We start from the raw sequence: 13,711 nt of genomic DNA on the forward strand, positions 1-13,711 counted from the left end.
GATGAACAGCAGCAGGGTGTCCAGCAGTGCAGGGACGGCCGCGTCCGTGCCCAGGCGCGGGTTCTCCACCTCGGCGGCCAGGAGCTGTACAGCTGAGCCCAACTCGGGACGGTGAACCGCGTGGGCCGGCAGGTGGATCAGATCCGGAAGGGTCCGCAGCAGCGGGTGGGCCCGGGACGGGTCGAGTTGATAGGCCCCGCACGCACGGTGGTGACCGGACCGCCACCTTCGCTCCGGTCGACACGGTCCGAGGCGTAGGGCTCCGACAGCTGATGGTCGCCGGGGCCGCAGGCAGGAGCCGTGACCAGGGATTCGGGACTGTCGGCCAAGGTGTGTCCGCTGCCGTGCGGAAGGAACACCACGTCTCCGAGGCCCAGTTGCACGGGATCCGCGTCGGAAGCCTGCAGCGGGCAGGAACCCTGCAGGACCACCTGGAAGCCCGCCGAACCCGGGACGGAGGTGAACTCCTGTCCCCACGGGGCATGCCACCGCACGTGCGCCGACCGGGCCCGTCCGGTCCGCGTCACCGCGATCACATCGCTGAGTACGTCCATGCGCTGGAGAATACGGGGGCGAGACGTACGCGTATGGACGGGGGATCATGACGCATGGATCGTCTCCCTGCGCAGCCCTAGATTCGCGGCATGACGATGATGAAGGCAGTACGCATCCACGAATTCGGCGATGCGTCGGTGATCCGCCACGACGATGTTCCCCGGCCTCGACCCGCCTCCGGAGAAGTGCTCGTCCGTGTCGCCGCGACCTCGTTCAATCCCACCGAGGCCGCGTTGCGCGTCGGCATGCTGCAGGCGTTCCTCCCTGTGGACCTGCCCTACACGCTCGGCTGGGACGTCGCCGGCACCGTGGCCGAGATCGGCCCGGGGGTTGAGGGGTTCGCCGTCGGCGACCGGGTCATCGGGCGGCTCGACGGCGGCGGCGCGGCCGCGGAGTACGTACGTGCGTCCGCCGCCACACTGGTCATGGCGCCGGACTCCGTCCCTCTCGGCGGCACTTCCCGTTGCCGGACTGACGGCGTGGCAGGCGGTGTTCGAGCACGGGAAGGTGGCCACGGGGCAGCGGGTGCTGATCAATGGTGCGGTGGCGTCACCGTCTGTCCGGAGAGGCGTTGGGCACATCGAGCGTCAGGTCCCGGTCCCGCCCCTGGGCGCAGTTGCCGGGTCTTCGTGATCTCCAGATCTGGCCCCTGCGTGCGACCGGGCGGGCGGGGCCCGGTGCTCCTACCGTCCGGCGGGCACGGCCTCCGCGCTGCTCCCCGCAGCCCGCTCCTCGGCGTCGGCCAGCCAGAAGAAGACCGGCGGCAGGGCGAGCTCGATCACCGTCAGTACGATCTGGAACCCCTGTGGCCGGCCGTGTACGGCGAGCGAGAGCAGTCGGCCCACGCCGCCCAGCAGGAAGACGCCGGCCAGCCACCGCACCACGTGGGCCGGGATCGGGCGCTGCCGCGCGGCCCACAGCCAGGCCAGTCCGTAGCCGGCGAAGGCGGCCCCCATGAACCGGCCCCAACTGTCGATCGTGGGGCCGGCGGAACCGGCGCCGGGGGTCGCCGCGTTGCCGAGTGCGACGTGGAGCAGGCCGATCAGCACGCAGGCCCAGCCCATCACTTGTGTGAGTGCGCGCAGAGTCTTGGCCATGGTTCCTCCGAGCAGTCGTGGCGGAGCTTGGTTGACGTGTGTCTACTAAGGTGCCCGCGCCAGTGGACACATGTCAACTAAGCTGCGCTCGTGCCTCCTCGCCGACGACTTACTCCCGCCGACCGCCGCGCCCAGCTCCTCGCCGTCGGCGCACGGCTCTTCGCCGCTCACCCGTACGCCGATGTGCTCATGGAGGAGGTCGCCGAACAGGCCGGTGTCTCCCGCGCCCTGCTCTACCGTCACTTCCCCGCCAAGCACGCCCTCTTCGCGGCCATCTACCAGCAGGCGGCGGACCGGCTGCTCGCCGAGACGCGGTTCGACCCCACGCAGTCCCTGGTGGAGCAGCTCACCCAGGGCATGGATGTCCATCTCGACTACTTCGTGGCGAACCGCAACGCCGTCCTCACCGCGAACCGGGTCCTCGCGGGAGACCCGGTGATCCAGACGATCATGACGAACGAACTGGACGCGCTCCGCGCCCGGCTGCTGGCCGGCCTTTCCCTCACGGACGACGGCGCCCGCGAGGCCGTCTCCGGCGTCCTGAAGAGCTGGCTCGTCTTCGTCCAGGTCCTCTGCGTGGACTGGCTCACCCACGAGACCTGCACTCGCACCCAACTGCGCGACGTCTGCGTCGGCGCGGTCCTCGGAGCCCTCCGCCCCCTGCTCGCGGAGGACCCGGCACCCGACTGGCCGCGAGAGCGGCCCGGCGACGGCGCGACGCCGTGAGCACGGTCGCGGAGCGGGGCGACCGGGTCATGACGCGTGGCTGCCTGACCTCGCCAGTGCTGTGACCGCAAAGGTTCGCCGGGTTGGTCGTCGTGGCGGTTGGATGTGTGGTGACGTCCGATCCGACCGCTGGAGGCGCGGTGGCCGAGCCTGTGCGTGTGCGCAGACTGACCGACCAGAAGGGGCAGCGGCCGCAGCAGATCGTGCGCCCGGGCAGCACCAACGCGGTGCGCTATCGGCGCGCGATGATGCCGCCGGCCCCGGCCGGCGGGAATCGGTGCCGGTGATCGCCCAGCTGGTGGCGGCCGACGAGGGGGCGCCGTAAGGCCGGGCGGCGCGGATCGACTTGAGTGCGGCCGGCGTTCGCGGCACCTTTCTCCGCCGCCGGGCTACAAAGCACAAGGTCGAGCTGTGCTTCACCCTGACCTACGCCTCTTGGGCCAACCCCATCGAGGCCCACTTCGGACCGCTGAGGCAGTTCACCATCGCCAACTCCAACCACCCGAACCACACCGTGCAGACACGAGCCCTGCACGCCTGTCTACGCCGGCGCAACGCCGACGCCGACCACCGCGACGTCCTGGCCGCCGAACGCAAGGAACGCGCCCGCATCCGAAGCGAGAAGGGCATCCGTTGGGTCGGACGCCCCCTCAACACCGCAGCCTGACCAACCGCGAACTTACACAGCCACGGCTCGTCATCGGTCCGCCCGTTGCCAAGCGCGGACGACCGAGGCGTCGTGAAGATGATCTCGGCTGGGCGGACCCGGAGCCCCGAACGGTGCCGGTTCAGGAGAAGGACGGCGCCGGAGGAGAATGACTCAGGAGGCGGACGGCTCGATCTCGCCCGCGAAGACGATGACCTGGTCGATGAGGCTCCGCCTCAGATGGACGACGTCCGTTCCCGCCAGGCGGGGGCCTCCATCCGGCGTCGTGAAGACCCACTGGTACCTGGCCCACTCGTCCGGCATGTCCACCGCCGAACAGCGCACCATCGTGCCGGTCCCCGCGGGGTGGCGCCGGATGTCCAGCACGAGCCGCTCGACCGCCTCGATCCCCTCACTGCGGCCCAACGGTCCCCAGAAGACCACGTCCGAGGTGAGGGCCTGGGAGAGCAGCGCAGTCACATAGCTGTCGTCCGAGGCGTTGAACGCGGAGATGAACGTGTCGATCGCGGACCGCGCGGTCTCTTCCTGCATGCACCAGTAATACCACTCGCCTCGTTCGGACCGCGCTCCTCCCGTGAGCTGTCTCCCGACCACGGTGAACCATCCCGGTCACAGCACTAGCCGTGCTCATCCTGGGCGCCGGCACCCTCATGTCCGTGCTCTGGCGCACGCTGTGGCGAACAGACAACGAAGCACACCGCGGCGCGCTGTCCTGCGGCTGAGTTCCCGCTTCCATCCCCGCCCCGCGGAGGACGACGAGCCTCAGGCGCGGCGGTGGCCCGGGCGGGTGGTGTAGGGCACGGCCCTGGAACCGTCCACGCCCACCTCCAGCCGGCCGACCCGCTCGATCTCCACGACCACGCGATCGCCGTGGCCGAGCGGACCCACACCCGCCGGGGTGCCCGTCGCGATCACGTCGCCCGGGTACAGGGTCATCACCGACGAGGCGTACGCGACCAGTTCACGGACGCCGAAGATGAGGTCCGCGGTGCTGGTGCGCTGGCGTGTCTCGCCTGCCACGTCGCAGCGCAGGTCGAGCCGGTCGGGGTCGGGGATCTCGTCGGCGGTCACCACCCAGGGGCCGATCGGGGTGAAAGTATCGAAGGATTTGCGGGTGGAGCGGTCCTCGCCGGAGCGCACGGTGATGTCCAGCAGGCAGGTGTAGCCGAAGACGTGGTCCAGCGCGTCGTCGGCGCTCACCCGTGTCGCGGTCCGGCCCATGACGACGCCCAGTTCGCCTTCCTGGTCGGTGCGCTTGTCGGAGTAGGGCAGGACGACGTCCTGGCCCGGGCCGATCACCGACGAGTTCGCCTTCAGGAAGACGCCGAGGTCGGCGATGGACGTGGGGTAGTCCATCTCCGCCTTGTGGTCCAGGTAGTTGACCGGCGCTCCGACGATCTTGCCGGGCCGCGGCAGCGGCGCCTCCAGGGTCACCTCCGCCAGCGGAACGCGGCGGCCGCGTTCGGGGTCCAGCACCGGGCCGGTGCCGAGGGACACCGTCTCGATGTAGTGGTGCAGCAGACCGGCCGCGCCGGGGGCGGTGAGGTCGACCTGGTCGGTCACGTCGGTGATCGTGTCGCCGTCGACGACGCCGAGCCGTCCCTTGTCGAACATGGCCAGACGCATCGTGGCCTCCTTGGGGATGTGGGAGAGGAAGGTGGGGGAGAGGCGGGTGGTCAGGCGCCGGGATCGGCGCTCTCGGTGCGGTACAGGCCCAGCGAGCGCATGACGGGCTCGTCGCTGTACGAGAACAGGACCGCGTCGTCGGTCGCCGAGGTGTTCAGGTGCCGGTAGGACGCCCAGCCGGGAATCGCGACGGTGTCGTTCTCGGCCCAGTCGAGACGCTTTCCGTCGACGATGGTGGCGCCCTCGCCGCGGACCACGCTGAAGACGGTCGACGCGGTGTGGCGGCGTCCGGCACCCTCGAAGCCCGGCCGCAGCCGTTGGACGCGGCAGCCGATGGTGGGCATGACGGGGCCGCCGGTCCAGGGGTTGGTGTACTCCAGGACGATGCCGTCGACGTCACTCCCGTCGGCGGTGTCGGCGATGGCCTCCAGGGCCCGGCCGGTCTCCCGCCACGTGTAGCGGGTGACGGGGGAGTTCGGCCCTGCGGGGGTGATCCACGCAGGGGTCAGGCGGCCGTGCAGGAACTGGCGGGATCCGGCGTCGTCGGGCCGGGTCACGGGCTGGAGCCGCTGGGGGTACTTCTCGTAGAAGCCCGCCTCCAGGGCGTTGACCAGGGGATAGTCCAGCGCGTCGAGCCAGATCATCGGCGCGTCGCCCTCGTGGGTGTGGTCGTGCCAGTGCCAGCCGGGGGTGAGCAGGAGGTCGCCCGGTGCCATGAAGACACGCTCTCCGTCGACGGTGGTCCAGGCGCCCTCGCCCTCCAGGATGAAGCGGAAGGCGTTGGAGGTGTGCCGGTGCGCCTGGGCGGTCTCCCCGGGAAGGATGATCTGCAGCCCCGCGTAGAGGGTGTTGACGGTCGCGGGCGGGTCCGTCAGGCCCGGGTTGACGAGCATCAGGACCCGGCGCTCGGCCTCGTCCAGGGACAGGGTCCCGGAGAAGTGCAGCAGGTGCGGCCGGAGTTCTCGCCAGCTCCACCGGTAGGGCACGGCCCGGCTGCGGGGCTCGGCGGCGAACAGGTTGCCGTAGAAGCGCCAGAGCGGAGCGGCGCCCAGCGCGTCGAGGGCCTGGTAGGCGGGGTCGTCGGTCATGGTGTCTCCTCGCGGTGGCTGTTCACGGGGTGGTGGAGGGCACGCGTTCGGTCGTGGGGGTCCACACCCAGGAGATGTCGTCGAAGTCGTCGGGCGTGCGGGTCGAGAGGAGCCGGTTGCGCAGCACGGCGCCCATGCCGTCCAGATGGCAGATCTCGCCGAACCGCCGGGCGTTGGTCTGGACGCCGGCGGCCCGCTCGCGCCGCAGGCCCGCGTAGGACGCGAAGGCCCGCTCCGGGTCGGTCTCTTCGCGCAAGGCGCGGCCGAGCGTCACGGCGTCCTCCAGCGCCTGGCAGGCGCCTTGAGCCAGGTACTGCAGCATCGGGTGGGCGGCGTCGCCCAGGAGCACGATCCGGCCGTGGACCCAGTCGTCGACGGGCAGACGGTCGAACAGCGGCCAGCGCCGGTCCCGCGCGATCAGGGGCAGCGCGTCCCGGACGGTGCCGCAGGCGCCGGCGAACCGTTCCTCCAGCTCCGCCTCGGTACCCCAGTCGTCGGAGTCGGGGGTGTACCGGTCGCTCTCGAAGACGGCGACCTGGTTGTACAGCTCTCCGCGCCGGACGGGGTACTGCACGAGGTGCATGCGCGGCCCGGCCCACACGATGACCGCTTCCGACGACGCGTGCCGCGACATGGCGCCCGTCATGCCGCTGACGGGCAGGGCGCCCCGGAAGGCCACGTACCGCGAGCAGACGGGGTCGCCGTCGCCGACGAGGATCTGCCGCAGCCGCGAGTGCAGGCCGTCCGCCGCCACCACCGCGTCCGCCGTGAGTCGTTCCGCCGTCTCGGCGAAGCCGAGGTGCACCTCGCCCGCCGTCTCCACGGCGTCCGTGACGGTGCGCCCGGTGCGCAGGTCGACCGACGGGTGCTGGTGGCAGGCGGCCAGCAGGGCCCCGTGCAGGTCGGTCCGGTGGGTGACGAGGTACGGGTACCTGAACCGATTGGTGTAGGCGGCGCCGCGCAGGTCGAGGGCGGTGATCTGCTCGCCGCTCACGGCGTCCATCATGACGAGCCGCGGCGGCGCGACGGCGGAGCCCTGGACGGCGTCGAGGACGCCGAGTTCCTCCAGGGCGAGCGAGGCGTTCGGCGCCAGCTGCAGGCCGGCCCCGATCTCACCGAAGCGGGCGGCCCGTTCCACCAGGGTCACCCGGTGGCCGGCCCGGGCGACCGCGAGGGCGGCGGCCAGACCGCCGATGCCGCCGCCGACGACGGCGATGTGGAGGGGCGGGGACGTCACAGGCACCAGGAACCTCCTTGAGAGGAATCGGTCCGTCGTCCGGCGACCGCGGGTGTCCGCGGCGGGATCGTCGGTGTGGACCGTCGAGACGGAAAAGGGGGGTACGTTCGGCCGCGGGCCCGCGCGCGGACCCGCGGGAGAGCGGGGGATCAGCAGGCGGCGGTGGCGCCGTCGACGCTCACCACAGCGTCGGTGCGGGCGCGGATGTCCTCGACGGTGACACCGGGCGCGGTCTCCACGAGGGCCAGGCCGCGGCCGGTGACGTCCAGGACGCCGAGGTCGGTGATGATCCGGTCGACACAGCGGCGGCCCGTCAGGGGCAGGGTGCAGCTCTCGACGATCTTCGGTGTGCCGTCCTTGGCGGTGTGCTCCATCAGCACGACGACCCGGCGTGCGCCGTGGACGAGGTCCATCGCCCCGCCCATGCCCTTGACCATCTTGCCGGGGATCATCCAGTTCGCCAGGTCGCCTTCCCGCGAGACCTGCATGGCGCCCAGGACGGCGGTGTCGATGTGGCCGCCGCGGATCATCCCGAACGACAGGGCCGAGTCGAAGAAGGAGGCACCGGGAAGGACGGTGACCGTCTCTTTCCCGGCGTTGATCAGATCGGGATCGACCTCGTGCTCCGCGGGATACGGCCCCGTCCCCAGGATGCCGTTCTCCGAGTGCAGCACGACATGGACACCGGCCGGAACGAACGCCGGGACGAGCGTCGGCAGGCCGATGCCGAGGTTCACGTACGACCCGTCCGCGAGCTCGGATGCGGCCCGCGCGGCCATCTGGTTGCGGTTCCAGGCCATCAGCCGCGCACCGTCCTCTTCTCGATCTGCTTGTCCGCCGCCTGGGCGGCGGTGAGCGGCACGACGTGCCGGACGAAGACGCCCGGCAGGTGCACCTGGTCCGGATCGAGGGCGCCGGGCCCGACGAGCTCCTCGACCTCGGCGATCGTGACCCGCCCTGCCATGGCTGCCAGGGGGTTGAAGTTGGCCGAGGCCCGGCGGAAGACGAGGTTGCCGTGCCGGTCGCCGCGCCAGGCCCGTACGAGCGCGAAGTCGGTGGTGATGCCCTGTTCGAGGACATGCGGCCGACCGTCGTACTCGCGGATCTCCTTGGCCGGGGAGGCGACGGCGACGCCGCCGTCGGGCCCGTACCGCCAGGGCAGTCCGCCGTCGGCGACCTGGGTGCCGACACCGGCCGGCGTGTAGAAGGCGGGGATGCCGCAGCCACCGGCCCGCAGCCGTTCGGCGAGGGTCCCCTGCGGGACGAGCTCGACCTCGAGTTCGCCGCCGAGGTACTGCCGGGCGAACTCCTTGTTCTCGCCGACGTACGAGCCGGTGACCCGGGCGATGCGCCCGGCGGCCAGCAGGATCCCGAGCCCCCGCCCGTCGACGCCGCAGTTGTTCGAGACGACCCGGAGGCCGGTGGCGCCCTGGGCGTGCAGGGCCCGGATTAGTGTCTCGGGGATGCCGCTGAGGCCGAAGCCGCCGACGGCGAGCGACGCGCCGTCGGGGATGCCGGCGACGGCGTCCGAGGCATGATGGATGACCTTGTCCACGGGTGCGGTTTCCTTTCAGGTGAGTGGGCGGCCGGGTGGCACGGCCGACCGTCCGCCGTCGCCGGCGAGCAGCGCGTCGGACACGGACTTCACACCGCCGTGCGAGGTGAGGCCGCCGTCGACCGGTATCTCGGCGCCGGTGATGAACGCCGACTCGTCCGACAGCAGGAACACGACAAGCGGCGTGACCTCCCCGACGCTCCCGACCCGCCCCAGCGGCGTCTCCCGGACGTTCGCCTCGCGGAACGCCGGTGCCGCCGAGGCCGTCATCTCCGTCTCGATGAAACCGGGATGGATCGTGTTCACCCGGATCCCGCGCGGCCCCAGCTCCAGGGCGGCGGCCCTCGACAGGCCCCGCAGCGCCCACTTGCTCGTCGTGTACGCCACCGGATAGTGGGCCGTCAGGGCCGCGGAGGAGCCGACGTTCACGACCGAGGAGCCGGGTGGCATCAGCGGAGCCAGATGCTGGATGCCCAGAAGCGGTCCGTGCACGTTGACCGCGTGGACGCGGCTCATGTCCTCGGTGGTGACCTCGTCAAGGCGGGCCCGCCAGGTGATCCCGGCGTTGTTGACCAGTCCGTGGACCACACCGTACGTCTCGCGCAGATCGTCGGCGAGAGCGGCCCAGTCCTCGGCCACGGTGACGTCGAGCCGCCGCACGCTCCCGCCGCCGCGCACGTCGGTGGCGACGACGGTGGCGCCCTCGCGTTCCAACGCGGCGGCCCCGGCGGCGCCCTGGCCCCGTGCCGCACCCGTGACGACGACGACCCGCCCGGCGAGCCGGCCGCCGTTCACGGCCGCTCCCGGCTGCGGCGCCGCCCCCGGGGCAACTCCACCGGCGCCGTACCGGGCACGACGCGGGTCGTGAGGGAGCCGAGACCCTCGACGGTCAGGGTGACCGTGTCGCCCGGCCCCAGCGGCGGCGGACTCCGCCGGCCGGAACGGCCCCACAGCTCGGCCAGACAGCCGCCGTTGCCGCACGTACCCGAACCCAGGACGTCGCCGGCGACGACCCGGGTGCCGCGCGAGGCGTACGCGGCCATCTCCTCGAAGGTCCAGCTCATGTTGGACAGCAGGTCGCTGCCGACCCGCTCCCCGTTGACCTCGGCGGTCAGCGCGAGGCGCAGGAAGCCCTCGGCGTCGCGGTGGGGCTCCAGCTCGTCGGCGGTCACCAGGTACGGGCCGAGGGTGGTGGCGGTGTCCTTGCCCTTGCACGGGCCGAGGCCGACCCGCATCTCCGCCGACTGCAGGTCGCGCGCGGACCAGTCGTTGAAGATCGTGTACCCGACGATGTGATCCCGTGCCTGTTCCGGGGTCAGGTCGCGGCCGTCGCGCCCGATGACGGCCGCGACCTCCAGCTCGAAGTCGAGGACGGACGATCCGGGAGGCATGGGGACGTCGTCCTGGGGGCCGAAGACGGCGTGCGGGTTGGTGAAGTAGAAGGTGGGCGCCTCGTACCACTGCTCGGGTACACCCGCCTCGCCGCTCACCGACCGGCGTACGCCTTCGACATGCTCCTCGAAGGTGACGAAGTCCCGCACGGACGACGGGCGAAGGGGCGGGAGAAGCCGCACCTGGGAGACGTGCGGGCCGGGTGGCACGTCCTGGGCCGCCGCGCCGGCGGCGAGCAGCCCGGCGAGGCCGCCGGTCTCACGGATCAGATCGGTCAGCGAGGTGACACCCGGCAGGGGGAAGAGCGTGCCGTCGTCTTCCACGACGGCGACACGGGGCCGGTGCCGGTACTCGAAAGCGGCGAAGCGCATGGTGCGGCTCCAAGAAGGATCGGAAGAGAGGTCGGACACGAGGCCGGGCCGTCCTGGACGAAGAGGAGCGGCACGGTGGCGGTTTCTCAGGACGGGAGCCGGCCTCGTGGACCGTGACCGGGGGCGCGGCGGCGGGAGTCAGGGCGTGAACCGCCGCCACGCCCCCGGGGAACGGGCGGGCCCGGGGGCCGGTACTTGGCCCGCAGGGCCGTCGTCAGACCGGCGGGGCGACGAAGCAGCCGCGGTCGGGGTCGTTGAACGACTCCTTGGCGACCAGCTCGCTCATCGGGTTCGCGGTGCCCCACTGGTCGGTGACGTCGGGCTGGGAGAAGTCGTAGACGTGGGGGTGCCAGGTGTCCTCGTCGAGCTCCTCCAGCTCGGTGGTGTACTCGACGGTGTTGCCGTGCGGGTCGAGGAAGTAGGTGAAGGTGTTGTCCCCGGCCATGTGCCGGCCGGGACCCCAGATCTTCGTGTGCCCCGCACGGAGCACCCGGCCCGTGCCGCGCATGTACTCGTCGATGCCGCGCATCTCGAAGGAGATGTGGTGGAGCGAGGTGTGCGGCCCCTTGGCCAGCGCCATGGAGTGGTGCCGGCTGCTGATCCGCATGAAGTGCATGACCTCGCCCATGTGGGGCGAGCTGAGCGTGTCGGAGAGCCGGAAGCCGAGGTGCCGCTCGTACCAGGCGCGGGTGCGGTCCAGGTCCGGCGAGTTGAGCACGACGTGCGACAGCTTGACCGGGATCGACTCCTTCTCCTCGATCTTGCGGTGCCGGCGCGCCGCCACGTCGGCGGAGACCTCGATCGTGCGTCCGTCGACGTCGAAGAAGCGGAAGCCGTAGCCGCCACCGGGGGTGTCGACCGTGCCCGGCCGGGAGATCAGCCGCACGCCCCCGGCCAGGAGCTGTTCGGCGAGCGTGTCGACGTCGGCCGGGGTGGCGGCGCCGTACGAGACCAGGTCGAGCCGCTTCTCCTCGGCCTTGCGCAGCCGGACCACGTACTGCTCCGGGCTGCCCTCGGCGGCGAGGAAGGAGACACCGGAGTCCTCGGCGACCTTGGTGAGGCCCCAGACGCCGGCGTAGAAGTCGAGCTGCTTGTCGTAGTCGGGCACGGCGAGGTCCACGTGCCGCAGATGGGTGAGCAGGCGGGGTGCGCTCATGACGGTTGCCTCCTCAGGCGGGGGAGAGGTTGAGCAGGGCGGCGGCGTTCCGGCCGCGGACGGCGTCGAGGTCGGCCTCGGCCAGTCCCGCGGACCGCAGGTCGGCCACGGGGTCGGACGAACCCATGTCGAAGGGGAAGTCGGAACCGAGCAGCACCCGGTCGGCGCCGGCCGCTTCCACCAGCGCCCGCAGCACGCGCGGGTCGTGCACGAGCGAGTCGAAGTACAGCCGCCGGAGGTAGCTGCTCGGCGGCTGGGCGCAGCCGGCGGACGCGTCGGTCCTGGCGCGCCAGGCGTGGTCGCTGCGCCCGATGTGGGTGGGCAGGTAGCCACCGCCGTGAGCCGCGACGATCTTCAGCCCGGGGTGCCGGTCGAGGACGCCGGAGAAGATCAGGTGGGACAGGGCGACGGCGTTCTCGGTGGGCTGGCCGACGGTGTTGGACAGGTACCACCGGTCGAGGCGCTCGTCGAGCGTGCAGCCGAACGGGTGGAGGAAGAGGACCGCGCCCGTCTCCTCGGCACGGGACCACAACGGCTCGTAGGCCGGGTCCGACAGTTCTCTGCCGGGGGCGTGACTGGAGATCTCCACCCCGGCCAGGCCCTGTTCGAGGGCGTGGTCAAGGGCCGTGACGGTCTGCTCGGGGTGCTGCAGGGGGACAAGTCCGAGGCCGCGCAGCCGGTCCGGCGCCTGGGCGCAGTGGGCCGCGGTGGCCTCGTTCGCGAGCCGGTAGACCTTCTCGGCGGTCGGGGCGTCCGCCCAGTAGTGGTAGTGCGAGGGGGAGGGGCTGACCAGCTGGACGTCGACGCCCTGGGCGTCCATGTCGGCCAGCCGGACCGTCACGTCGGTGAGACGGGGCAGTCGGTCGCGGACCATCGGCCCGCTGACCGCGAGCGCGGCGGGCCCGTTGCGCCGGGCGTCGAGCTCCTTGGCCCGCGCGTACCCGGCCTGGTCGGCGACGAGGGCATCGATCTGGGGGAGGAGGACGTGGGCGTGCACGTCCACGGTGGGGGTGGTCACGGGGTACGGGGTCTCCGCGGGTGCGGTCACGGTGTGGGCGTCCGCGGTGGGTGTGGGTGCTTTCACGGCAGTTCCCTGAGCATCGTCATGGTGCGGGCCATCAGGCCGGGCACGTCGGCGTCGCGGACGTGGTCCAGCTGCCACCGGCCGATCTGGACGGACGCCTCCACGACCGGGCGGACCCGCGCGATGCGCCGCTCGTAGTAGCCCCGCAGCAGTTCCTCGTCCCAGACCTCGGTCCCGGTCAGGAGCTGCGCCAGGACCCAGGCGTCCTCGAGCGAGAGCGCCGCGCCCTGCGCGAGGGTGGGCGGGCAGCAGTGGGCGGCGTCGCCGACCAGGACGACCCGGCCGCGGTGCCACGAACCCTCGACGAGGAGACGGTCGAACCACGTGTAGTTGACCTGGGACGGGTCGGTGATCGTGGCGGTGATGGCCGGCCAGGCACCTCCGTACGCGGACGCGATGCGCCGCATCTCCTCCGCGTACGACGCGGCGGGTATGGAGGCGCGGTCGCGGTTCTCCTCGACGACGTACGCGTACAGCGTGGTGTCGCTGGTCGGGCAGTAGCCGGCGATGAACGCGGGGCCGCCGTAGGCGAGGTCGGTGCGCTCGACGCCCACGGGCCGCGGGGCGGCCACGCGCCAGATGGCCATGCCGGTCGGTTCCGGCTTGTCGGTGATCCCGATCTGCGCGCGCGTGGCCGAGCCGAGACCGTCGGCGGCGATGACCAGGTCGTAGCGGTGCTCACTGCCGTCGCTCAGCCGGACGGAGACGCCCGTCGCGTCCTGGTCCACGACGGTGGCGGTCGTGCCCAGACGGACGGTCGCGCCGACGGCCCGTACGGCGTCGATCAGGATCTGCTGGAGCCGCGGGCGCCGCATGCCCACCGTCGCCGGCAGGTCGTCGCCGCCGGTGCGCAGGTCGCGCTGGACGTGCAGGACGTCGCCGCCCGGCGAGGTGATGCCGACGGAGCCGAAGGCGAAGCCGGAGGCCTTGACCTGCTCCCAGACGCCGAGTTCGCGCAGCACGCGCAGGGCGTTGCCCTGAAGGGTGATGCCGGATCCGGCGGTGGCGTTCCAGTCGTCCTTCGCCTCGACGAGGTCGACGGCGATCCCGGCGCGGCTCAGCAGGATCGTGGCGGCGTTGCCGGCCGCGCCGCCGCCGATGACCAGGACCTTGCGGGGTGTGCTCATGGGGAACTCCCTTGTTCCTCGGGCGGTGTG

General features: G+C 71.8%; 13 protein-coding genes and 3 pseudogenes. 3 read left to right on the forward strand and 13 right to left on the reverse strand.

Annotation, left to right across the window (positions count from 1 at the left end; translation table 11 throughout):
• Nucleotides 1-45: 45 nt before the first annotated feature.
• Nucleotides 46-554 (reverse strand): annotated as a pseudogene (locus tag ACIA8N_RS26955) (cupin domain-containing protein); the annotation flags it as partial.
• A gap of 99 nt (nt 555-653) precedes the next feature.
• On the opposite strand from ACIA8N_RS26955, the pseudogene ACIA8N_RS26960 reads away from it, so the two are divergent.
• Nucleotides 654-932: pseudogene (locus tag ACIA8N_RS26960) on the forward strand (alcohol dehydrogenase catalytic domain-containing protein); the annotation flags it as partial.
• 306 nt (nt 933-1,238) lie between these two features.
• Here the strand turns inward: ACIA8N_RS26960 and ACIA8N_RS26965 are convergent.
• Nucleotides 1,239-1,652, reverse strand: coding sequence for a DUF4345 domain-containing protein (locus tag ACIA8N_RS26965; protein WP_365785699.1), 414 nt, complete (start codon nt 1,650-1,652; stop codon nt 1,239-1,241).
• A 90-nt stretch (nt 1,653-1,742) separates the two neighbouring features.
• On the opposite strand from ACIA8N_RS26965, the gene ACIA8N_RS26970 reads away from it, so the two are divergent.
• Nucleotides 1,743-2,378, forward strand: a complete 636-nt coding sequence (locus ACIA8N_RS26970) for a TetR/AcrR family transcriptional regulator (protein WP_365785701.1) — start codon at nt 1,743-1,745, stop codon at nt 2,376-2,378.
• Nucleotides 2,379-2,745: 367 nt separating this feature from the next.
• Nucleotides 2,746-3,045 (forward strand): annotated as a pseudogene (locus ACIA8N_RS26975) (IS630 family transposase); the annotation flags it as partial.
• 153 nt (nt 3,046-3,198) lie between these two features.
• Here the strand turns inward: ACIA8N_RS26975 and ACIA8N_RS26980 are convergent.
• The 11 genes from ACIA8N_RS26980 to ACIA8N_RS27030 all read right to left on the reverse strand — a co-directional run bounded on the left by ACIA8N_RS26980 (nt 3,199) and on the right by ACIA8N_RS27030 (nt 13,681).
• On the reverse strand, nt 3,199-3,576 hold the full coding sequence (locus ACIA8N_RS26980) for a nuclear transport factor 2 family protein (protein ID WP_365785703.1): 378 nt from the start codon (nt 3,574-3,576) through the stop codon (nt 3,199-3,201).
• A gap of 231 nt (nt 3,577-3,807) precedes the next feature.
• A complete protein-coding gene (locus ACIA8N_RS26985; RefSeq protein WP_365785705.1) occupies nt 3,808-4,671 on the reverse strand; it encodes a fumarylacetoacetate hydrolase family protein in 864 nt (287 codons plus the stop codon).
• Nucleotides 4,672-4,721: 50 nt separating this feature from the next.
• A complete protein-coding gene (locus tag ACIA8N_RS26990) occupies nt 4,722-5,759 on the reverse strand; it encodes a cupin domain-containing protein (RefSeq protein WP_365785707.1) in 1,038 nt (345 codons plus the stop codon).
• Nucleotides 5,760-5,781: 22 nt separating this feature from the next.
• A complete protein-coding gene (locus ACIA8N_RS26995) occupies nt 5,782-7,002 on the reverse strand; it encodes an FAD-dependent monooxygenase (RefSeq protein WP_365785709.1) in 1,221 nt (406 codons plus the stop codon).
• Between the two features lie 143 nt (nt 7,003-7,145).
• Nucleotides 7,146-7,796, reverse strand: coding sequence for a CoA transferase subunit B (locus tag ACIA8N_RS27000; protein WP_365785711.1), 651 nt, complete (start codon nt 7,794-7,796; stop codon nt 7,146-7,148).
• Nucleotides 7,796-8,551 carry a CoA transferase subunit A gene (locus ACIA8N_RS27005; protein WP_365785713.1) on the reverse strand — a complete coding sequence of 252 codons (756 nt, stop codon included), beginning with the start codon at nt 8,549-8,551 and terminating at the stop codon, nt 7,796-7,798. The genes ACIA8N_RS27000 and ACIA8N_RS27005 overlap by 1 nt, the downstream gene beginning before the upstream one ends.
• Before the next feature lie 15 nt (nt 8,552-8,566).
• Complete coding sequence (locus ACIA8N_RS27010) at nt 8,567-9,346, reverse strand: SDR family oxidoreductase (protein WP_365785716.1); 780 nt, start codon at nt 9,344-9,346, stop codon at nt 8,567-8,569.
• Nucleotides 9,343-10,314, reverse strand: a complete 972-nt coding sequence (locus tag ACIA8N_RS27015; RefSeq protein ID WP_399416803.1) for a fumarylacetoacetate hydrolase family protein — start codon at nt 10,312-10,314, stop codon at nt 9,343-9,345. The genes ACIA8N_RS27010 and ACIA8N_RS27015 overlap by 4 nt, the downstream gene beginning before the upstream one ends.
• A 214-nt stretch (nt 10,315-10,528) precedes the next feature.
• A complete protein-coding gene (locus tag ACIA8N_RS27020) occupies nt 10,529-11,470 on the reverse strand; it encodes a VOC family protein (protein ID WP_365786724.1) in 942 nt (313 codons plus the stop codon).
• A gap of 13 nt (nt 11,471-11,483) precedes the next feature.
• Nucleotides 11,484-12,488, reverse strand: coding sequence for an amidohydrolase family protein (locus ACIA8N_RS27025; RefSeq protein ID WP_365786793.1), 1,005 nt, complete (start codon nt 12,486-12,488; stop codon nt 11,484-11,486).
• Between the two features lie 62 nt (nt 12,489-12,550).
• Nucleotides 12,551-13,681 (reverse strand): FAD-dependent oxidoreductase, encoded by a 1,131-nt coding sequence (locus ACIA8N_RS27030; protein ID WP_365786726.1) that lies wholly within the window; start codon nt 13,679-13,681, stop codon nt 12,551-12,553.
• Between the last annotated feature and the right edge of the window lie 30 nt (nt 13,682-13,711).

Origin of the sequence: Streptomyces sp. NPDC051822, from assembly GCF_044452745.1 — a bacterium.
Classification (GTDB): Bacteria; Actinomycetota; Actinomycetes; order Streptomycetales; family Streptomycetaceae; genus Streptomyces.